At 59.5% G+C, this 18,268-nt stretch carries 20 protein-coding genes and 1 riboswitch; of the genes, 11 read left to right on the top strand and 9 right to left on the bottom strand.

The features are described from left to right. The first annotated feature begins 440 nt into the window (after nucleotides 1-440). Both purH and purD read left to right on the top strand, forming a co-directional pair. Nucleotides 441-2,030, top strand: coding sequence for a bifunctional phosphoribosylaminoimidazolecarboxamide formyltransferase/IMP cyclohydrolase (purH, locus tag ACSBQV_RS23815; RefSeq protein ID WP_089181545.1), 1,590 nt, complete (start codon nucleotides 441-443; stop codon nucleotides 2,028-2,030). 48 nt (nucleotides 2,031-2,078) lie between these two features. Further along, nucleotides 2,079-3,362, top strand: a complete 1,284-nt coding sequence (purD, locus tag ACSBQV_RS23810; RefSeq protein ID WP_099785464.1) for a phosphoribosylamine--glycine ligase — start codon at nucleotides 2,079-2,081, stop codon at nucleotides 3,360-3,362. Nucleotides 3,363-3,411: 49 nt separating this feature from the next. Here purD and ACSBQV_RS23805 read toward each other — a convergent pair whose 3' ends face one another. From ACSBQV_RS23805 to nudC, 6 genes are all read right to left on the bottom strand, one after another. Next, nucleotides 3,412-4,083, bottom strand: a complete 672-nt coding sequence (locus tag ACSBQV_RS23805) for a DUF1481 domain-containing protein (RefSeq protein ID WP_099785466.1) — start codon at nucleotides 4,081-4,083, stop codon at nucleotides 3,412-3,414. 36 nt (nucleotides 4,084-4,119) lie between these two features. Next, the gene (hupA, locus tag ACSBQV_RS23800) at nucleotides 4,120-4,392 is read right to left on the bottom strand and encodes a nucleoid-associated protein HU-alpha (protein WP_004929874.1); all 273 of its coding nucleotides are present in this window, start codon (nucleotides 4,390-4,392) and stop codon (nucleotides 4,120-4,122) included. Nucleotides 4,393-4,581: 189 nt separating this feature from the next. After that, nucleotides 4,582-5,172 (bottom strand): YjaG family protein, encoded by a 591-nt coding sequence (locus ACSBQV_RS23795; RefSeq protein ID WP_033644369.1) that lies wholly within the window; start codon nucleotides 5,170-5,172, stop codon nucleotides 4,582-4,584. 48 nt (nucleotides 5,173-5,220) lie between these two features. Further along, a complete protein-coding gene (gene nfi / locus ACSBQV_RS23790) occupies nucleotides 5,221-5,907 on the bottom strand; it encodes a deoxyribonuclease V (protein WP_099785468.1) in 687 nt (228 codons plus the stop codon). A gap of 9 nt (nucleotides 5,908-5,916) precedes the next feature. Further along, complete coding sequence (gene hemE / locus ACSBQV_RS23785; protein ID WP_099785470.1) at nucleotides 5,917-6,981, bottom strand: uroporphyrinogen decarboxylase; 1,065 nt, start codon at nucleotides 6,979-6,981, stop codon at nucleotides 5,917-5,919. Nucleotides 6,982-7,019: 38 nt separating this feature from the next. Then, complete coding sequence (gene nudC, locus ACSBQV_RS23780; protein ID WP_033652716.1) at nucleotides 7,020-7,787, bottom strand: NAD(+) diphosphatase; 768 nt, start codon at nucleotides 7,785-7,787, stop codon at nucleotides 7,020-7,022. 101 nt (nucleotides 7,788-7,888) lie between these two features. On the opposite strand from nudC, the gene ACSBQV_RS23775 reads away from it, so the two are divergent. The 9 genes from ACSBQV_RS23775 to ACSBQV_RS23735 all read left to right on the top strand — a co-directional run bounded on the left by ACSBQV_RS23775 (nucleotide 7,889) and on the right by ACSBQV_RS23735 (nucleotide 16,043). Beyond that, entirely contained in the window at nucleotides 7,889-8,392 is a 504-nt protein-coding gene (locus ACSBQV_RS23775; protein ID WP_019456431.1) for an Rsd/AlgQ family anti-sigma factor, read from the top strand. Between the two features lie 39 nt (nucleotides 8,393-8,431). Next, a riboswitch (TPP riboswitch) is annotated at nucleotides 8,432-8,556 on the top strand. A 114-nt stretch (nucleotides 8,557-8,670) separates the two neighbouring features. Beyond that, nucleotides 8,671-10,614, top strand: a complete 1,944-nt coding sequence (gene thiC / locus ACSBQV_RS23770) for a phosphomethylpyrimidine synthase ThiC (RefSeq protein WP_099785472.1) — start codon at nucleotides 8,671-8,673, stop codon at nucleotides 10,612-10,614. Then, nucleotides 10,607-11,257 carry a thiamine phosphate synthase gene (gene thiE, locus ACSBQV_RS23765; protein WP_033652708.1) on the top strand — a complete coding sequence of 217 codons (651 nt, stop codon included), beginning with the start codon at nucleotides 10,607-10,609 and terminating at the stop codon, nucleotides 11,255-11,257. The genes thiC and thiE overlap by 8 nt, the downstream gene beginning before the upstream one ends. Further along, nucleotides 11,250-11,999 (top strand): HesA/MoeB/ThiF family protein, encoded by a 750-nt coding sequence (locus ACSBQV_RS23760; RefSeq protein ID WP_033644364.1) that lies wholly within the window; start codon nucleotides 11,250-11,252, stop codon nucleotides 11,997-11,999. Before thiE ends, ACSBQV_RS23760 begins: the two co-directional genes overlap by 8 nt. Beyond that, nucleotides 11,996-12,196 carry a sulfur carrier protein ThiS gene (gene thiS, locus ACSBQV_RS23755; RefSeq protein WP_016929423.1) on the top strand — a complete coding sequence of 67 codons (201 nt, stop codon included), beginning with the start codon at nucleotides 11,996-11,998 and terminating at the stop codon, nucleotides 12,194-12,196. Before ACSBQV_RS23760 ends, thiS begins: the two co-directional genes overlap by 4 nt. Before the next feature lies 1 nt (nucleotide 12,197). Then, on the top strand, nucleotides 12,198-12,977 hold the full coding sequence (locus ACSBQV_RS23750) for a thiazole synthase (protein ID WP_033652706.1): 780 nt from the start codon (nucleotides 12,198-12,200) through the stop codon (nucleotides 12,975-12,977). Further along, complete coding sequence (gene thiH / locus ACSBQV_RS23745; RefSeq protein WP_033644362.1) at nucleotides 12,977-14,110, top strand: 2-iminoacetate synthase ThiH; 1,134 nt, start codon at nucleotides 12,977-12,979, stop codon at nucleotides 14,108-14,110. The genes ACSBQV_RS23750 and thiH overlap by 1 nt, the downstream gene beginning before the upstream one ends. Nucleotides 14,111-14,430: 320 nt before the next feature. Then, nucleotides 14,431-14,901, top strand: a complete 471-nt coding sequence (locus ACSBQV_RS23740; RefSeq protein WP_197775433.1) for a thioesterase family protein — start codon at nucleotides 14,431-14,433, stop codon at nucleotides 14,899-14,901. A gap of 362 nt (nucleotides 14,902-15,263) precedes the next feature. Beyond that, complete coding sequence (locus tag ACSBQV_RS23735) at nucleotides 15,264-16,043, top strand: helix-turn-helix domain-containing protein (RefSeq protein ID WP_046688068.1); 780 nt, start codon at nucleotides 15,264-15,266, stop codon at nucleotides 16,041-16,043. Here the strand turns inward: ACSBQV_RS23735 and ACSBQV_RS23730 are convergent. The 3 genes from ACSBQV_RS23730 to ACSBQV_RS23720 are packed head-to-tail and all read right to left on the bottom strand — an operon-like array spanning nucleotide 16,029 to nucleotide 18,215. After that, nucleotides 16,029-17,303 (bottom strand): sensor histidine kinase, encoded by a 1,275-nt coding sequence (locus tag ACSBQV_RS23730; RefSeq protein WP_033644360.1) that lies wholly within the window; start codon nucleotides 17,301-17,303, stop codon nucleotides 16,029-16,031. The genes ACSBQV_RS23735 and ACSBQV_RS23730 overlap by 15 nt on opposite strands. 1 nt (nucleotide 17,304) lies before the next feature. Next, nucleotides 17,305-17,769 (bottom strand): oxidoreductase, encoded by a 465-nt coding sequence (locus ACSBQV_RS23725; protein WP_046897425.1) that lies wholly within the window; start codon nucleotides 17,767-17,769, stop codon nucleotides 17,305-17,307. After that, nucleotides 17,769-18,215 carry a GNAT family N-acetyltransferase gene (locus tag ACSBQV_RS23720; protein ID WP_033652702.1) on the bottom strand — a complete coding sequence of 149 codons (447 nt, stop codon included), beginning with the start codon at nucleotides 18,213-18,215 and terminating at the stop codon, nucleotides 17,769-17,771. Before ACSBQV_RS23720 ends, ACSBQV_RS23725 begins: the two co-directional genes overlap by 1 nt. Between the last annotated feature and the right edge of the window lie 53 nt (nucleotides 18,216-18,268).

Here is an 18,268-nt window from a genome sequence, read left to right as displayed (position 1 = left end):
GGTGGCGTATATTACGCTTTCCTCTTTCAGAGTCAACCCTAATTTTCAGGATTTTTTCTCTGCGACCCCCGGATACTCTGTGAAGTTGTTCACATGTTCCGTGTCGATGGAGGCGCATTATAGGGAGTTCCTCGCAGGCCGCAACAGGTATTTTCAGCAAAAACGATCGTTAGCTGCATTCCACAGCAAAACCCCGCTTTATACCCACTTGCACACAGTGTTATCCACAGATGCGATTTGTACGGAAAATTTACGAGCGCCACGCAAACGTTTTCGCTACAATTCCCCGCGACGAAACGATCCCCCTTTTTACGGGGGCGTTACCTGAATTTGTGCCTGTCCCTCCCTTTATAAGGCAGAAAACCGCGCTTTATAGAGAGAACGAGGTGGACATTCACGTAACGCTCTTTAATTGCGACTCAAAGCCAAGGGATAAAACCATGCAACAACCTCGTCCAATCCGCCGGGCTCTGCTCAGCGTGTCTGACAAAGCCGGTATCGTTGAATTCGCCGAAGCGCTTTCCCAGCGCGGCGTTGAACTGCTCTCCACCGGCGGCACCGCCCGCCTGCTGGCAGACGCCGGTCTGCCCGTTACCGAAGTTTCCGACTATACCGGCTTCCCGGAGATGATGGACGGACGAGTAAAGACCCTGCATCCGAAAGTTCACGGCGGTATCCTCGGCCGCCGCGGCCAGGACGACGCGGTCATGAATCAGCATGACATCCAGCCTATCGACATGGTGGTCGTCAATCTGTACCCGTTCGCCCAAACCGTAGCGCGCCCGGATTGCTCGCTGGAAGACGCGGTCGAAAATATCGATATCGGCGGCCCGACCATGGTGCGCTCCGCCGCCAAGAACCATAAAGACGTCGCCATCGTGGTGAAGAGCAGCGACTACGCCGCCATCATTACCGAGATGGACAACAACGACGGCTCGCTGCGCTATGCCACCCGCTTCGATCTCGCCATCAAGGCCTTCGAACACACCGCCGCCTACGACAGCATGATCGCCAACTACTTCGGCGCGCTGGTGCCGGCGTACCACGGCGAGACCGAACAGCCGTCCGGCCGCTTCCCTCGTACCCTGAACCTCAACTACATCAAGAAGCAGGATATGCGTTACGGTGAGAACAGCCACCAGCAAGCCGCCTTCTATATAGAAGAAGAGGTAAAGGAAGCGTCCGTCGCGACCGCCGAGCAGTTGCAGGGCAAAGCGCTGTCCTATAACAACATCGCCGATACCGACGCCGCGCTGGAATGCGTGAAAGAGTTCGCCGAACCGGCCTGCGTGATCGTCAAGCACGCCAACCCTTGCGGCGTGGCAATCGGCGACGACATCCTCGCCGCCTATGAGCGCGCTTACCAAACCGACCCGACTTCCGCCTTCGGCGGCATCATCGCCTTTAACCGCGAGCTGGACGCCGCCACCGCGCAGGCGATCATCAGCCGCCAGTTCGTGGAAGTGATCATCGCGCCAAACGTCACTCAGGAAGCGCGCTCCCTGCTGGCCGCCAAACAGAACGTGCGCGTGCTGGCCTGCGGCCAGTGGCAGCAACGCGTGGCGGGGCTGGACTTCAAGCGCGTCAACGGCGGGCTGCTGGTACAGGATCGCGATCTCGGCATGGTGACCGCCGCCGATCTGCGCGTGGTATCCGAGCGCCAGCCGACCGAACAGGAACTGCGTGACGCGCTGTTCTGCTGGAAAGTGGCCAAGTTCGTGAAATCCAACGCCATCGTTTATGCACGTGACAATATGACCATCGGCATAGGCGCCGGCCAGATGAGCCGCGTTTATTCCGCCAAGATCGCCGGCATCAAAGCGAGCGACGAAGGGCTGGAAGTGAAAGGATCCGCCATGGCCTCCGACGCCTTCTTCCCGTTCCGTGACGGCATCGATGCCGCAGCTGCAGTCGGCATCACCTGCGTGATCCAGCCTGGCGGCTCGATCCGCGACGACGAAGTGATCGCCGCCGCCAACGAACACGGCATCGCGATGATCTTCACCGACATGCGTCATTTCCGCCATTAATTCCTTTTGCCGCGTGCGCTTCGGCGCACGCCATTCGTGGAGCCCCTGATGAACATTTTGATTATCGGCAACGGCGGGCGCGAGCACGCGCTGGCCTGGAAAGCCGCCCAGTCTCCGCTGGCGGATAAAGTCTACGTTGCGCCGGGCAATGCCGGCACCGCGCTGGAAGCCAATCTGGAGAACGTGGCGATCGCCGCCACCGATATCCCCGCCCTGGTCGCTTTCGCCCAGAGCCATGACATCGGTCTGACCATCGTCGGGCCGGAAGCCCCGCTGGTGATTGGCGTGGTCGACGCCTTCCAGGCCGCCGGTCTGAAAATCTTCGGCCCGACGCAGGCCGCCGCGCAGCTCGAAGGCTCCAAAGCTTTCACTAAGGATTTCCTGGCGCGCCACCGCATCCCGACCGCCGAATATGAAAACTTCACCGACGTGGAGCCGGCGCTGGCCTACGTGCGCAGCAAAGGCGCGCCGATCGTCATCAAGGCCGATGGCCTGGCGGCCGGTAAAGGCGTGATCGTCGCGATGACGCTGCAGGAAGCGGAAGAGGCGGTGCGCGACATGTTGGCCGGCAACGCCTTCGGCGACGCCGGTCATCGCATCGTGGTGGAAGAGTTCCTTGACGGTGAAGAGGCCAGCTTCATCGTGATGGTCGACGGCGAGAACGTGGTGCCGATGGCCACCAGCCAGGACCACAAGCGCGTCGGCGACGGCGACACCGGCCCGAACACCGGCGGCATGGGCGCCTATTCTCCCGCACCGGTAGTGACCGACGAAATCCACCGGCGCGCCATGGACCAGGTGATCTGGCCGACGGTGCGCGGCATGGCGGCGGAAGGCAACACCTACGTCGGCTTCCTTTACGCCGGCCTGATGATCGCCGCCGACGGCCAGCCGAAGGTGATCGAATTCAACTGTCGTTTCGGCGATCCGGAAACCCAGCCGATCATGCTGCGCCTGCGTTCCGATCTGGTGGAACTGTGCCTGGCGGGCGCCGAAGGCCGCCTGAACGAGAAAACCTCCGACTGGGACGAGCGCCCCGCGCTCGGCGTGGTGCTGGCGGCCGGCGGTTATCCGGGTGACTATCGCAACGGCGAGGTGATCCAAGGGCTGCCGCAACAGGAAAGCGCCGACGGTAAGGTCTTCCATGCCGGCACGCGCCTGCAGGGCAATGACGTCGTCACCAGCGGCGGTCGCGTTCTGTGCGTGACGGCGCTGGGCGACACCGTGGCGCAGGCGCAACAACGCGCTTATCAGCTGGCGGAAGGCATCCAGTGGCCGGGCAGCTTCTGCCGCAAAGATATCGGTTATCGCGCGATTGCGCGCGGCAAGTGATTTGACCTGATAAGGTCATGACAAGAGGCTCCGCAGCGCGGGGCCTTTTTTATAGCTGGTCTTCTTTCGGTTCCCAGCTGCAGAAGTCGTCGTTCGCCACCAGCAGCAGCTCGCTGCCTTCCGGCGCTTCCAACCAGGCGACGCTCACCGGCCGGCTGCTGCTGCGGGCGCGTTTTTCGATCCAGGCGATGGCGGAGGCATCTAACCTGGGTTTTAAGCGCTGCCCGTCGCAGGTTTGCACTTCGCCCTGCAACCAACGCCCCTGCAGCAATTTGACCTTGCCGGCGCGCAGCGCATTGCTGACTTCGAGGATACGTCGCGCCTGATATTGATACAGGGCGATTTCATCGCGGGTCAGCGGTTCGCGACGTGTCGCCAGCTGGCGTTGCATAAAGCTCACCGTGCCGTCGTCGGCAAAGCGCAGTTGAATGGAATCTCGATCGCCGTCGGCGTCGTTGCGTTTGATTTGGCGCAGCACGTCGCCCTGATAGGTGTACAGCGTGGTGATGGTACCCGGTCCGCGGTAGGGACTATAGACGCTGACCAGCACCTGCGGGCGATGTTGCTCATCGTCTTTACGCCACAGGCGTATCACGCCTTGATCGGCCACAAAGCCGCTGGCGGTAAAGCTGGGAATATCGGAATGGAAACTGCAGGCGCTCAGACCGAGGGCGATGCCGGCGGCCATGAGCACCCGACGAGTAAACAAAAGGGGCGCCATCGCCCCTCTGTTTAATCTTTTCACCGAGGCGCGGTCTTATTTAACAGCGTCTTTCAGTGCTTTGCCAGAAACGAACGCAGGCACGTTGGCTGCTGCGATTTTGATTTCTTTGCCAGTCTGTGGGTTGCGGCCAGTGCGCTCGCTACGATGGTTTACTTTGAAAGTACCGAAGCCAACCAATTGTACTGCATCACCTTCTTTCAGAGACTCAGTAATAGCAGCCAGGGTGGATTCCAGAGCCAGTTTAGCTTGTGCTTTGGAAAGGTCAGCCTTGTCCGCGATTACATCAATCAGTTGAGTCTTGTTCATAAGTTATCCTTACAGTGTGTTTATCGTTTGCAAAGCATCGAGTGCGACGGATATGCCGATTGACAGCACTCTCCTGCATACACGCACCGATAGCCACTTTTTTTACGCCCCCCAAATGTAGACCAGACAGGGTGCGGATGTGAAGCCTTAAGGCATGACAAATCAGGCGTTAAATCACGTTTTGTTGCCTTATTGCGCTAAATTTATCCCGATGTTGCTGACACCGGCCTCTCGCAGGTCGGATCGCAGCCCCTTGATCAGGTCTATATCGCGCTCTTCACAGGCGTCCAACAGGCGGAAAATTTCCCATTGAATGTCCCATTCTTCCTCTACCGCAGGCAAACTTCCCAACTCTTCGTCGGTCATTTCCCTACCAGCTTGAGTCATTTCCAACATCGCCACGGTGCGAATCGATGTTTCGCTGATGGCGATGGCGTGCTCCAGCGTCTCCCCGCCGAGCCGCGAATGGATCAGTTCCCCTAATGCGATACAGGCATCAATTGCCGGGTAAACGCCGTAAAGATCGTAATCTTCCGCCGACGGAATCGCCTCTTCCAACTTCTCGAGCTGGCTGTCGAAGTTGACCTTGGCGTCCTTCACCACCAGCGTTTCCCACACCAAATCCAGAATGCGGCGATAAATCGCCGGATCGCCGAACTCGGTCTGTTTGCAGAACATCTGGTAATTCGGGTACATACGCTCGCACAAACTGGCCATAAAGGTCAAATGTTGCCAAGCCTCGTGCCGTTCCAGACGTAAATGAATCGGGTTACGTAGCATGCTTTACTCTCTTACGCGTTATCTGCGGCGCAGTGTACCCGAAATCGCTCATGGCGACACCTCCGGATGCTGCTGCAACCAACGCTGAAACGCCGGACGGCGCGAAGCGATGGCGTCGGCCCAGCGGGTCGGCTCCGGCAAACGGTAGCCCGCCATACAGCGCTGCACCCACGCCAGCGCGCTGTCGGCGCCCACGCGGTGACCGGTAGAGATGAACAGCGGGTTGCAGCGCGCCTTGCTGCGCCATACCCAGCCCAGCTGTTCCCCCTTATCTTCCAACGGTGCCAGCGCGCCAACGGCGGCCTCCAGCGGCGCGAATTTGCCGCACAGGCGCTTCTTGGCCACGCCGATGGTCGGTACATCGACCAGCAGGCCGAAATGGCTGGCGACGCCGAGGCGCCGCGGATGTGAAACGCCATGTCCATCGACGAAGATCAGCCCCGGCTTTTGCCGCAGCTGTCCCCAGGCGGCCAACAGCGCCGGGTATTCGCGAAACGACAGGAAGCCCGGGATATAAGGCATGACGGTGGCGATGCGCGCCACCTGATATTCCACCAGCTCCAGCGACGGATAGCGCAGTATGGCGATGGCGGCACGCGTCACCGCCCCCTCCTGCTCGAAGCCCACGTCAGCGCCGGCGATGAAGGCCGGCGGTTCGGCCGGCAGATCGTCGTAGCGAATGACTTCAGCAGCGCGCCGCAGCTGTTCGGCGCGCAGGGCCTGCATATCGGTCACATCGAATCCTTAACGGTGGTATTTCGCCGACTGCGCGTGCACCGCCTCGACGAAGGCGCCGGCGTGCTCAGGCGGCACATCCTGATGGATGCCGTGGCCCAGGTTGAACACATGACCGTTGCCGTGGCCAAAACCGGCCAGAATGGTCTCCACCTCTTCCGCGATGCGCGCCGGAGAAGCATAGAGCATCGACGGATCCATATTGCCCTGCAGCGCCACTTTGTCGCCCACGCGCCGACGCGCGTCGGCGATATCGGTGGTCCAGTCCAGCCCCAGCGCATCGCAGCCGGTGGCGGCCATCGCCTCCAGCCACTGCCCGCCGCCTTTGGTAAACAGCGTCACCGGCACGCGGCGGCCGTCATTTTCACGCAGCAGGCCATCGACGATCTTGTGCATGTAGTGCAACGAGAACTCGCGGTAATCGCGCCCGGTCAGCACCCCGCCCCAGGTGTCGAACACCATCACCGACTGCGCGCCGGCCTTGATTTGGGCGTTGAGGTACAGGATCACGCTGTCCGCCAGCTTGTCCAGCAACAGGTGCAGCGTGGCCGGTTCGGCATACATCATTTTTTTCAGCTTGATGAAGGCCTTGCTGCTCCCGCCTTCAACCATATAGGTAGCCAGCGTCCACGGGCTGCCGGAGAAGCCGATCAGCGGCACTTCGCCCTTCAGCTCGCGGCGGATGGTGCGCACCGCGTTCATCACATAGCCCAGCTCCACTTCCGGATCGAACGCCGGCAGTTTGTCGACGTCGGCACGGCAGGTGATAGGTGAGCTGAAACGCGGGCCTTCGCCGGCTTCAAAGTACAGGCCAAGCCCCATGGCGTCGGGAATGGTGAGAATGTCGGAGAACAGAATGGCGGCGTCCAGCACATAGCGGCGCAGCGGCTGCAGCGTAACCTCACAGGCCAGCTCCGCGTTCTTGCACAGCGACATGAAATCACCGGCCTGGGCGCGGGTCGCCTTGTACTCCGGCAAATAACGACCGGCCTGGCGCATCATCCATACGGGGGTCACATCCACCGGCTGGCGCAACAGCGCGCGCAGGTAGCGATCGTTCTTCAACTCAGTCATTTATGGGGCTCCCTTAATAATCTGCCGGCCATTGTACATTATTCTTCCCGGCACAGCGCCACGGTGTCCTCAATCAACCGGCGCGCCACGGTGCCGGGCGGCGGCAACAGCGGCAGTTGGTCGTAGCGATACCAGCCGGCGTTAAGCAGCTCCTTGGGATCGTGACGAAGGTCGCCCTGATGGTAATCGGCCATAAAGGCCATCATCAGCGAGTGTGGGAACGGCCAGGGTTGTGAAGTGACGTAGCGCAGGTTCTTGATTTCGATATTGCTCTCTTCCATCACTTCGCGCGCCACCGCCTGCTCCAGCGTTTCGCCCACTTCGACGAAACCGGCCAGCACCGTGTGGATACCGCCGCGATGGCGCACGTGCTGCGCCAGCAGGATCTGATCGTCGCGCCGAATGGCGACGATCACGCAGGGCGCAATCTGCGGGTAGTACCGTTCTTTGCAGTGGCCGCAGAGGCAGGCGCTTTCGGTGCGGCTGAGATGCATCTCATGGCCGCAGTAGCCGCAATAGCGATGGGAGCGGTAGAAATCCGCCAGCTGCACGCCGCGCCCGGCAAGCTGGAACAGACCACGATCCTGATCCAACAGCTGACGCACCGATCCCATCTCCCGCGGCATCGCCTGGCGCACCAGCCAGACCGGCGCGCCCTCCCACTCACCGATGACGCGCGCCATGTGGCCCTGCAGCCCGAGGGCGGCGGCCGTTCCTGACGGCAATTCACCGTTCGGTAACCAAAGTTTGCTTTCATGGCTGACGATCCACCAGCCGTTTTCATTGCCCGTTAATGCAAGTTCCATATCGTTGTTGCACAACCTCAGCTTCACTGGCACTCTACAAATCGGCTTTGTTACATTTTAATAACTTACCGGTTACTTTTGTTACTTACACGGAGTCAAACATGCTCAACCGTTTGGAAAGGCTGACTCAGCGCGTTGGCGGTAGTAATGAATTAGTTGATCAATGGCTTCAGGCCCGCAAGCAGTTGCTGGTCGCCTACTGCACGCTGGTAGGCCTCAAACCGAATAAAGAAAAGCATACGCCGCTGAATGAAAAAGCGCTGGAGAACTTTTGCCATAACCTGGTGGATTACCTCTCCGCAGGGCATTTTCATATCTATGACAGAATTATCAAACAAGTGGAAGGCGCAGCCAGTCCGAAAATGTCGCTGGCGGTGAACATCTACCCCAAGCTATGGGCCAATACCGAACAGATCATGGCGTTCCACGATCGCTATACCGAAGTGGATATCGATCAGGAGGTCTGTCTGGAATTCCATCAGGCCTTGTCGGATATCGGCGAAACGCTGGCGGCGCGCTTTGCGCTGGAAGATAAGCTGATCCTGTTGGAAGCGGAGGCCGCGCAGCAACCGCTGCCGGACCAGGCGCTGGATCCGGCGCGTTAAAATTTTATAGTTTTTTTTCTTATCCCTCCTATACTGGGGGGCATCTTGTCGGAGTGCCTAGCGCCTGATTTGTTCATCGAATCAGCCAGGCTGAGACCGTTAATTCGGGATCCGCGGAACCTGATCGGGTTAATACCCGCGAAGGGAACAAGAGTAATCTATCGCCACAGGCACGGCCTTCCCCTTGCGGGCGCCCAGCCCTATCGGCCACCATCATTACTCCCTCCGAGCTCCAGACAAGCAACTTTCCCAACCCAACACACTGGTAGGAACTTGCTATGTCTAACGTTAATCCACCGCGCGCCCGTAAAGCGCAACGCGAAGCCGCCCAGCAGTTTATCGACACGCTGCAAGGCATGGCTTTCCCAAACTCTCGCCGCATCTACCTGCAGGGCTCGCGCCGCGATATCCAGGTGCCGATGCGCGAAATTCAGCTCAGCCCGACCCTGGTCGGCGGCAGCAAAGATAGCCCGCAGTATGAACAGAACGAGGCGATCCCGGTATATGACACCGCGGGCCCGTACGGCGATCCGCAGGCCGAGCTCGATGTGCACGCCGGCCTGGCCAAGCTGCGCGCCGGCTGGATCGACGCGCGCGGCGATACTGCGACCCTGAGCGGCGCCAGTTCCGGCTTCACCCAACAGCGTCTGGCGGACGAGGGGCTGGATCACCTGCGCTTCGAACATCTGCCGCTGCCGCGCAAGGCGTTGCCGGGCAAGTGCGTGACCCAACTGCACTATGCCCGCGCCGGCATCGTCACCCCGGAGATGGAGTTCATCGCCATCCGTGAAAACATGGGGCGCGAACGCATTCGCGGCGAGGTGCTGCGCCACCAGCATCCGGGCCAGGGCTGGGGCGCCAACCTGCCGGACAACATCACGCCGGAGTTCGTGCGCCAGGAAGTGGCCGCCGGCCGCGCCATCATTCCCGCCAACATCAATCACCCGGAGGCGGAGCCGATGATCATCGGCCGCAATTTCCTGGTGAAGGTGAACGCCAATATCGGCAACTCGGCGGTCACGTCGTCGATCGAAGAAGAGGTGGAGAAGCTGGTGTGGGCCACCCGCTGGGGCGCAGACACCGTGATGGATCTCTCCACCGGCCGCTATATTCACGAAACCCGCGAGTGGATCCTGCGCAACAGCCCGGTGCCCATCGGCACCGTGCCGATCTACCAGGCGCTGGAGAAGGTCAACGGCGTGGCGGAAAACCTCACCTGGGAGATGTTCCGCGATACGCTGCTGGAACAGGCTGAACAAGGGGTCGATTACTTCACCATCCACGCCGGCGTGCTGCTGCGCTACGTGCCGATGACCGCCAAACGCCTGACCGGCATCGTGTCGCGCGGCGGCTCGATCATGGCCAAATGGTGTCTGTCGCACCATCAGGAAAACTTCCTCTATCAGCACTTCCGTGAAATCTGCGAGATCTGCGCCGCCTACGACGTTTCGCTGTCGCTCGGCGACGGCCTGCGCCCCGGCTCGATTCAGGACGCCAACGACGAGGCCCAGTTCGCCGAGCTGCATACGCTGGGCGAGCTGACCAAAATCGCCTGGGAATACGACGTACAGGTGATGATTGAAGGCCCGGGCCACGTGCCGATGCAGATGATCCGCCGCAACATGACCGAAGAGCTGGAACATTGCCACGAAGCGCCGTTCTACACCCTTGGCCCGCTGACCACCGATATCGCCCCGGGCTATGACCATTTCACCTCCGGCATCGGCGCGGCGATGATTGGCTGGTTCGGCTGCGCCATGCTGTGTTACGTCACGCCGAAAGAGCACCTCGGCCTGCCGAATAAAGAGGACGTCAAACAGGGCCTGATCACCTACAAGATCGCCGCCCACGCCGCCGATCTGGCCAAAGGCCATCCGGGCGCGCAAATTCGCGATAACGCCATGTCCAAGGCGCGTTTCGAATTCCGCTGGGAAGATCAGTTCAATCTGGCGCTCGATCCGGCCACCGCGCGTGCCTATCACGACGAAACCCTGCCGCAGGAGTCCGGCAAGATCGCTCACTTCTGCTCGATGTGCGGACCGAAATTCTGCTCGATGAAGATTTCACAAGAGGTGCGCGACTACGCCGCCGCCCAAGAGGCCGTCAAACCGATCGAGGTGCAGCTGACCGGCATGGAGAAAATGTCCGCCGAGTTCCGCGCCCGCGGCAGCGAGCTGTATCACAGCGCCGGCAATCTGCAGGAGGAGACGAGCAATGACTGATATCACGACGCCCTTCCCGGCGACGCCCCACAAACTGGGGCTTTACCCGGTCGTCGACAGCGTGGCGTGGATCGCTCGCCTGCTGGAGGCCGGCGTTACCACGATCCAGCTGCGCATCAAGGATCTGCCGGACGAGCAGGTCGAAGAGGATATCGCCGCCGCCATCGCGCTGGGTCGGCGTTATCAGGCGCGGCTGTTCATCAACGATTACTGGCGGCTGGCGATCAAGCACGGCGCCTACGGCGTGCATCTGGGCCAAGAAGATCTCGATACCACCGATCTGGCGGCCATTCACCGCGCCGGGCTGCGGCTCGGCGTTTCCACCCATGACGATGCCGAGCTGGCGCGCGCGCTGGCGGTGAAACCCTCCTACATCGCGCTGGGGCACATCTTCCCCACCCAGACCAAAGACATGCCTTCGGCGCCGCAGGGGCTGGCGGAGTTAAAACGCCACATCGCCGGTTTGGCGGATTACCCGACGGTGGCGATCGGCGGGATCAGTATCGATCGCGTGCCGGCGGTGCTGGCGTGCGGCGTCGGCAGCGTGGCGGTGGTCAGCGCCATCACCCAGGCGCCGGACTGGCGCGCGGCGACGGCCGAACTGCTGCGGCTGATCGAAGGTAAGGAGCCGAACGATGCTTAACGATCGGGAGTTCCTGCGCTACAGCCGCCAGCTGCTGCTGGAGGATGTCGGTCCGGAAGGTCAGGAAAAACTCAAGCGCGCCACGGTGCTGATCGTCGGCCTGGGGGGGCTGGGGTCCCCGGCTTCGCTGTATCTGGCCGCCGCCGGCGTCGGCACGCTGCTGCTGGCCGACGACGACACGCTGCACGTCACCAACCTGCAGCGGCAAATCCTGTACCGCAGCGCCGATACCGCCACCGGCAAAGCGGCGCTGGCGCAACGCCATCTGCAGGCGTTGAACCCGTTGGTGGAGTCCATCCCGCTGGCGCAGCGGCTGCAAGGGCAAGCGCTGCGCGACGCGGTCGCCCGCGCCGATCTGGTGCTGGACTGCTGCGACAACATGGCGACCCGCCATGAGGTCAACGCCGCCTGCATCGCCGCCGCCAAGCCGCTGATCAGCGGCAGCGCAGTGGGTTTCAGCGGCCAGCTGCTGGTGCTCGAGCCGCCCTATGCGCACGGCTGCTACGCCTGCCTGTACCCGGAGCAGGAAGAACCGCAGCGCAACTGCCGCACCGCCGGGGTGCTCGGCCCGGTGGTGGGCGTGATCGGCACTCTGCAAGCGCTGGAGGCCATCAAGATGCTGGCCGGCCTTCCTTCCTCCCTCAGCGGCAAGCTGCGGCTGTTCGACGGCAAGCAGCAGAGCTGGAGCACGCTGCAGCTGAGCCGGGCCCGCGCCTGCCCGGTCTGCGGAGGCGCCGCATGAAGATCCGTCTGAACGACCAACCGCTGGAGCTGGCACAGCCGCTCAGCGTCGCCGCCCTGCTGACCCAGCTGGAACGCCACCAGCCGGGCACCGCGCTGGCGATCAACCAAACCATCATCCCACGTGCCGACTGGGCCGACCATCAGGTGCAGGACGGTGACGACATTTTGCTGTTTCAAGCGATCGCCGGAGGCTGACATGCTGAAAATCGCCGATACCACTTTTACCTCGCGCCTGTTCACCGGCACCGGCAAGTTCGCCACCCCGGCGCTGATGTTGGAGGCGCTGGCGGCCTCCGGCTCACAGCTGGTGACCATGGCCATGAAGCGCGTCGATCTGCGCGGCGGCAACGACGCCATTTTGGCGCCGCTGCAACAGTTGGGCGTCAGGCTGTTGCCCAATACCTCCGGCGCCAAAACGGCCGCCGAAGCGGTGTTCGCCGCCCGACTGGCGCGCGAAGCGCTCGGCACCCACTGGGTGAAGCTGGAGATCCATCCCGATGTGAAATACCTGCTGCCGGATCCGATAGAAACGCTGAAGGCGGCGGAAACGCTGGTGAAAGACGGTTTTGTGGTGCTGCCCTACTGCGGCGCCGATCCGGTGCTGTGCAAACGGCTGGAAGAAGTGGGATGTGCAGCGGTGATGCCGCTCGGCGCCCCTATCGGCTCCAACCGCGGTCTGCGCACCCGTGACTTCCTCGAAATCATCATCGAGCAAGCTAAGGTGCCGGTGGTGGTAGACGCCGGCATAGGCGCGCCAAGCCACGCGCTGGAAGCGATGGAGCTGGGCGCCGACGCGGTGCTGGTGAATACCGCCATCGCCGTGGCGCGCGATCCGGTGCAGATGGCGCGGGCATTTCGCCTGGCGCTGGAGGCCGGCGAGCTGGCACGCAGCGCCGGATTAGGCTCCAGCCAGCGCGGCGCGGTCGCGTCCAGCCCGCTGACCGCTTTCCTCAGCCAGCCAGAGGAGGCGCAGTGATGACCGACGATTTCAGTAGCCGCTGGCAACAGCTGGACTGGGACGACATTACGCTGCGCATCAACGGCAAAACGGCGCGCGACGTGGAACGCGCATTGAACGCCGACAAGCTGACGCGCGACGACTTTATGGCGCTGATCTCCCCCGCGGCCGCGCCGTATCTGGAACCGTTGGCGCAACGCGCGCAGTTGCTGACCCGTCAGCGGTTCGGCAACGTCGTCAGCTTCTATGTGCCGCTGTACCTGTCCAACCTGTGCGCCAACGACTGCACCTACTGCGGCTTTTCAATGAGCAACCGCATCAAGCGCAAAACGCTGGATGCGGCGGAGATTGCGCGCGAGTGCGAAGCCATCAAGGCGCTGGGGTTCGAACATCTGTTGCTGGTCACCGGCGAACATCAGACCAAGGTTGGCATGGACTATTTCCGCCAGCACATTCCGGCGATCCGCCGCCACTTCAGCTCGCTGATGATGGAAGTGCAGCCGCTGGCGCAGGAGGAATACGCCGAACTGAAAACGCTGGGCCTGGACGGCGTGCTGGTGTACCAGGAAACCTACCATCCGGCCACCTATCTGCAGCACCACCTGCGCGGCCAGAAACAGGATTTCCATTGGCGCCTGGCCACGCCGGATCGCCTGGGGCGCGCCGGGATCGACAAGATCGGCCTCGGCGCGTTAATCGGCCTGTCCCACAGCTGGCGAACCGACTGCTATCTGCTGGCGGAACACCTGTTCTACCTGCAGCAAACCTATTGGCAGAGCCGCTACTCGATCTCGTTCCCACGCCTGCGCCCCTGCGCCGGCGGCATTGAGCCCGCGTCTATCATGAGTGAGCCTCAGCTGGTGCAGCTGATCTGCGCCTTCCGGCTGTTCGCGCCGGACGTTGAGCTGTCGCTGTCTACCCGGGAGTCGCCGTACTTCCGCGATCATATGATCCCGGTGGCAATCAATAGCGTCAGCGCCGGATCCAAGACGCAACCCGGCGGCTATGCCGACGACGTACCGCCTGAGCTGGAACAGTTTGAGCCGCACGACGGCCGCACGCCGCAGCAGGTCGCCGAGGCCATCAGCAACGCCGGGCTGCAGCCGGTGTGGAAAGACTGGGACGATTATCTGGGACGCAGCGCGCAATAGACGGCAACGTTTGCCGCCGTGCGAAGAAAACGCTGGAGCGGCCGCGCAATGCCGAACGGTGGCGCTGGCGCCGGCAAACGCGCCGATTATAGTGACGTTGCCGACCGCCAAACCCGGCGCCGGCCGGGGCCGTCTCCCTCTCGATGGCCCCGCCTTATCCAACCCCGGATCGCGCACGGACGCTCTTGCGCGACTCCGGGCTCCCTCGGGCCCCTGCCATCACGCAAAATGGCGTCATGCGTTTTGACAAAACAAACTGGTTTGACCACAGTTAAAATCTGACCACCTTACTGATCTGACAATCCGGCGGAATACTGACCATGAACCTCTACCTGCGTTTGATCTGGATCTTGCTCTCTTCACTGTGGAAACCGCGCATGTCGATGGATGCGCTGACCAACCAACTGGCGACCCGCGTCTGGCTGAATGACATCGATATCAACTTGCACATGAACAATGGCCGCTATATGACGGTATGCGACCTGAACCGGGTCGATCTGTTTATTCGCACCGGCCTGCTGGCGCTAATGCTCAAACGACGCTGGTCACCGATCGTCAGTCAACATACGATGGACTATAAAAAAGCGCTGCGGCCGTTCCAACGCTATCGGGTCAGCATGACCATTACCCATTGGGACGAACGCTACTTCTATGCGACGCATACGTTCAGCATCGGCGAACGAATCGTCGCGCAGGGCACTTCACAAGCAGTGATTTTGGGGCAGGAAGGCGTGGTTGCGCCCGAGGTGGTGGTAGAAAGCGTTCGACAATATCAGCAGGCCCGAACATGACAGCGAGCCATTTTCGAAAAAGTGCCGGTCATCTTCAGTACTGCCAATGGCCCTGGTGTTGGCCGTCGCGTTTTTTTGCCGCCTGCTCCCTGCTTACAGACAAGAGCAGGCGGTTTATTTTGTGAGACTGGCAACCCCCCCAGGACGCGAATCACACAGTATGTGCGCTAATTAACCATACAAACGATTAAATGTGAATGTCTTTTGAGTGTTTTTTTATTTGATATCGAGTGTATTCTGAGTTTGCCAAGGAAAATCAAACTGATATCACCGCAACCTCCGGGGCATCATCTATAATCCAGCACGGGTCCTCGCGCAGATTTGCCACGCTCGCGGTCAACATCAAAAAAGCCAAGGTTGTCATGAAGAAAACGCCAAATTACATCGATGCAATCAGCGCGTTGCTCACTCTGAAAGGGGTTGGCGACAGAAAACATGCCTCCACGATGGCCAACATACTGAACCTTCAGTACAACAGCGCCAAGCAGAAGCTGGATGGTAAAAGGGGCATCACCCTCGACGAAGTCAGAAAGGTGTTTCAGTACTTCAACGAGCCATTCGCCGGCCAAAGAACGCATAACGGCGTTTTTATCATGAACAGCATTCACAAACGCTGTAAGGTTGAAGTCGACGAACACCCGGTGACACAGCTGGACGACGACGAAACCTACGCCTACAAAAAAGATGACCTTTTCATCATCAATACCAGCCGGGATACGCAGGCCGACGTACCGCTGTACAGAGTCAACAAGATAGACTTTCTGCCGGCGCCGCGCATCGCGATCCTGGACAACGACAGCGATATCCTCGAGCTGTTGAAGAAAATCGCCTGCCGCTACGGCATTGAGACCGAGACCTTTCAAACGGCGGATGCCATGCTGGCCGCACTTGAGCAACAGTCCTTTGAGGCGTTTATTCTGGACTGGCTGTTGGACTTCGGCGAAACCTCAGAACGCGTCGTGAAGAAAATAAAGGACACCCTCGATCCGCACGCGCGCATCATCATTCTGACCGGCCAGCTGAATCACTATGAGAAGAATATCGGCGATATGATCCTGCACTATGACGTGCACCTGGTGGAAAAACCGACCAAACCGCTGATTATCTCCTCACTGCTGCTGTCGAATTTATTCTTTAATTAGTTTGACCGGAATGCGGATGAAAAACGATGAACCAACGCCTTCGGTGGATTTGACTCTGATGGCGCCTTTCAGCGTCGTCACATAATTCTTGATAATGGTCAGCCCCAGCCCCAGTCCCTGCCGCGTTTCCCTTTCTACTCCCTGATTGAACGCCTTGTACAACCGTTCCAGATTATTAACGTTAAATCCGATGCCGTTGTCTTTTACCCATAAATACAGATTGCCATGGCACACCTTCACGTTGAGGATGATCGCGCCGTGGTGGGTAAATTTGTCCGCGTTGCTGAGCAGATTGGCCAATATTCGGTAGAGCTTATATTTGTCGGAGCAAATCAAACCAACATAGGATGAACGACGCACCACGATGCGATTACCGCGCCCAGCGCTGATACTGGTCATGGCATCGTCCACCACCTCATGCAGCCGAAAGGTGGAAATATTGACGTTAACCTCCCCCATTTCAAAACGCGAATAATCCATCACCTCGCGCGTTTGTTCGGCGATCTTGTTGCCGTGGTAGGAGATCAGGCGGGCCTCCTTTTTGAGCTCTTCCTGCGCCAGCTCGTGCTCCATGATATCCGCGGCGATGACGATGGCCTGCGTCGAACCGGCGATTTCATGGTAGATGGATGAGATAAAGATGTTCTTGTTCTTGATGATCTCTTTTAACGAGAAGGCATTTCTCACCACCAGGAACATCATCAGGAACACCAAAATCAGCGATAAGACGGCGAACATCTCGGCTTTTCTCGAATTATCCTGGATGATGCCTTTAACCTCGGTGAAGTTTTTAATTTGTATCCGATAAATAATCTCCTGGATATCGACCAACGTACCCTCGATGTCATCCATATAAGCGAGGATATCTGCCTTGCTTTTCCGCCCTGCCAGCAAACCGACGGAAAGATCGCCCAGCGTTCGGTACTGTTGCTTCAGCAGAGCGACGTTCTTGATAAATTCGTCGTCGTAATAGAAAGAGTCGCTGAAGGTGGAGCGGCTCTCCAGGATTTGGATCTTCGAGTAAAATATTTTCTTTTTGATCAGGAAAGCGTCGTAGTCGTCGTTTTCACTGAGCAGCAGCGCAGTTTTGGTTCTTTCAAACGCCAGAAACAGGATCTCGGCCACCGAGTAGTTATCCAGATTGGGTTCGATCTGCTTATAGCGCTCTTTTACGCCACCGAAGTTAATGGCAATCAGCAAAATTAATAAGGAGAAGATGGCAACCAACGCGATAAGAGTACCGATCAGTTTCTTGCTCATCTCATTTAATCTCCAGCCGTTTGACTTGCCAGACGGTTTTCGCGTTCACGTCCAGGTTATTCAGCTCGGGGTATTGATCGCGCGGATAGATAATAGCGAACGGCCCCAGCTCCCCCACGTCGATCGGCTTACCGCCGCGCAGATAGGCGACAATTACGCGATATTTAATCATCTCGTCAATCGGCATCGAATAGGAATAGTCGTCCCACGCGAAGGCGCGCACCGACTTCCCTTGCAGATGGTACGCTTTCACCAGCTCCGAAAACTCAACGCCGGTGAACGCCTCTTCCGGGGTGAAATTGGTCGAGGTTTTAATCGTGTGCGACGGCATCGCCTCCAGCATCTGTCGGGTGACCTTGATCTTCTCGCCGTCCGCCGGCTTCAGGTAAAAAGAGTCAACGGCCGCATACAACGGTGCGCTGAACAGCGAAAGCAGCAGTAACGTCATCAATCCTTTGATTTTCATTATTCACCCTCTTTGCGTTTCACCAGCTCCGCCTGACCGAACTCATCCCGCCCGATCACATCCCAACCGTGATGTTGATAAAAACCTTCGGCTTTCGAGCCGGGATCGGTGGTTAAGTGAATGGCTTCGGCGCCGTGCTCAAACATCCAGGCAGTGACGCGCGCCAGCAAGGCAGAACCCATTCCCATTGATTGGTATTCCGGCTTCACGAACAGTCCGCCGATCAACGGTTCGGGGATGAACAACCCGAATCCAACGCCGGCATAGTCCTCGCCATACTTGCAGATCCAGCCACCGCCCTGGTTGATGTCTTCCAGCGCCTGCTTGCGCTGCAGATACTGGATCTGATGCGGATGCAGCAGGTTCTCTTCGACGGAAAAGCGGATCTCATACAGGTAAGGCAGGTGTTTCGCCGTCAGTTTTTCGAAGGTAATGAGGCTGTCCATGTTTCGTACTGTCCTTGGTTGTCAGGTAAAAAGCGCCGGTCAATTTCTGCTGT

Origin of the sequence: Serratia sp. B501 (assembly GCF_051172315.1) — a bacterium.
In the GTDB taxonomy this organism is placed as follows: domain Bacteria; phylum Pseudomonadota; class Gammaproteobacteria; order Enterobacterales; family Enterobacteriaceae; genus Serratia; species Serratia ureilytica.
Note: the sequence above shows the minus strand (reverse complement) of the source record. Positions and strands in the feature narration are given on the sequence as shown.

Coding starts and splice junctions, on each gene's coding strand:
- hupA (WP_004929874.1), bottom strand. CDS start 4,392: ATGAACAAGACTCAACTGATTGATGTAATCGCGGACAAGGCTGACCTT.
- purH (WP_089181545.1), top strand. CDS start 441: ATGCAACAACCTCGTCCAATCCGCCGGGCTCTGCTCAGCGTGTCTGAC.
- ACSBQV_RS23735 (WP_046688068.1), top strand. CDS start 15,264: ATGAAGAAAACGCCAAATTACATCGATGCAATCAGCGCGTTGCTCACT.
- thiC (WP_099785472.1), top strand. CDS start 8,671: ATGTCTAACGTTAATCCACCGCGCGCCCGTAAAGCGCAACGCGAAGCC.
- hemE (WP_099785470.1), bottom strand. CDS start 6,981: ATGACTGAGTTGAAGAACGATCGCTACCTGCGCGCGCTGTTGCGCCAG.
- ACSBQV_RS23740 (WP_197775433.1), top strand. CDS start 14,431: ATGAACCTCTACCTGCGTTTGATCTGGATCTTGCTCTCTTCACTGTGG.
- thiH (WP_033644362.1), top strand. CDS start 12,977: ATGACCGACGATTTCAGTAGCCGCTGGCAACAGCTGGACTGGGACGAC.
- purD (WP_099785464.1), top strand. CDS start 2,079: ATGAACATTTTGATTATCGGCAACGGCGGGCGCGAGCACGCGCTGGCC.
- thiS (WP_016929423.1), top strand. CDS start 11,996: ATGAAGATCCGTCTGAACGACCAACCGCTGGAGCTGGCACAGCCGCTC.
- ACSBQV_RS23775 (WP_019456431.1), top strand. CDS start 7,889: ATGCTCAACCGTTTGGAAAGGCTGACTCAGCGCGTTGGCGGTAGTAAT.
- ACSBQV_RS23760 (WP_033644364.1), top strand. CDS start 11,250: ATGCTTAACGATCGGGAGTTCCTGCGCTACAGCCGCCAGCTGCTGCTG.
- ACSBQV_RS23795 (WP_033644369.1), bottom strand. CDS start 5,172: ATGCTACGTAACCCGATTCATTTACGTCTGGAACGGCACGAGGCTTGG.
- ACSBQV_RS23805 (WP_099785466.1), bottom strand. CDS start 4,083: ATGGCGCCCCTTTTGTTTACTCGTCGGGTGCTCATGGCCGCCGGCATC.
- ACSBQV_RS23730 (WP_033644360.1), bottom strand. CDS start 17,303: ATGAGCAAGAAACTGATCGGTACTCTTATCGCGTTGGTTGCCATCTTC.
- thiE (WP_033652708.1), top strand. CDS start 10,607: ATGACTGATATCACGACGCCCTTCCCGGCGACGCCCCACAAACTGGGG.
- ACSBQV_RS23750 (WP_033652706.1), top strand. CDS start 12,198: ATGCTGAAAATCGCCGATACCACTTTTACCTCGCGCCTGTTCACCGGC.
- ACSBQV_RS23720 (WP_033652702.1), bottom strand. CDS start 18,215: ATGGACAGCCTCATTACCTTCGAAAAACTGACGGCGAAACACCTGCCT.
- nudC (WP_033652716.1), bottom strand. CDS start 7,787: ATGGAACTTGCATTAACGGGCAATGAAAACGGCTGGTGGATCGTCAGC.
- ACSBQV_RS23725 (WP_046897425.1), bottom strand. CDS start 17,769: ATGAAAATCAAAGGATTGATGACGTTACTGCTGCTTTCGCTGTTCAGC.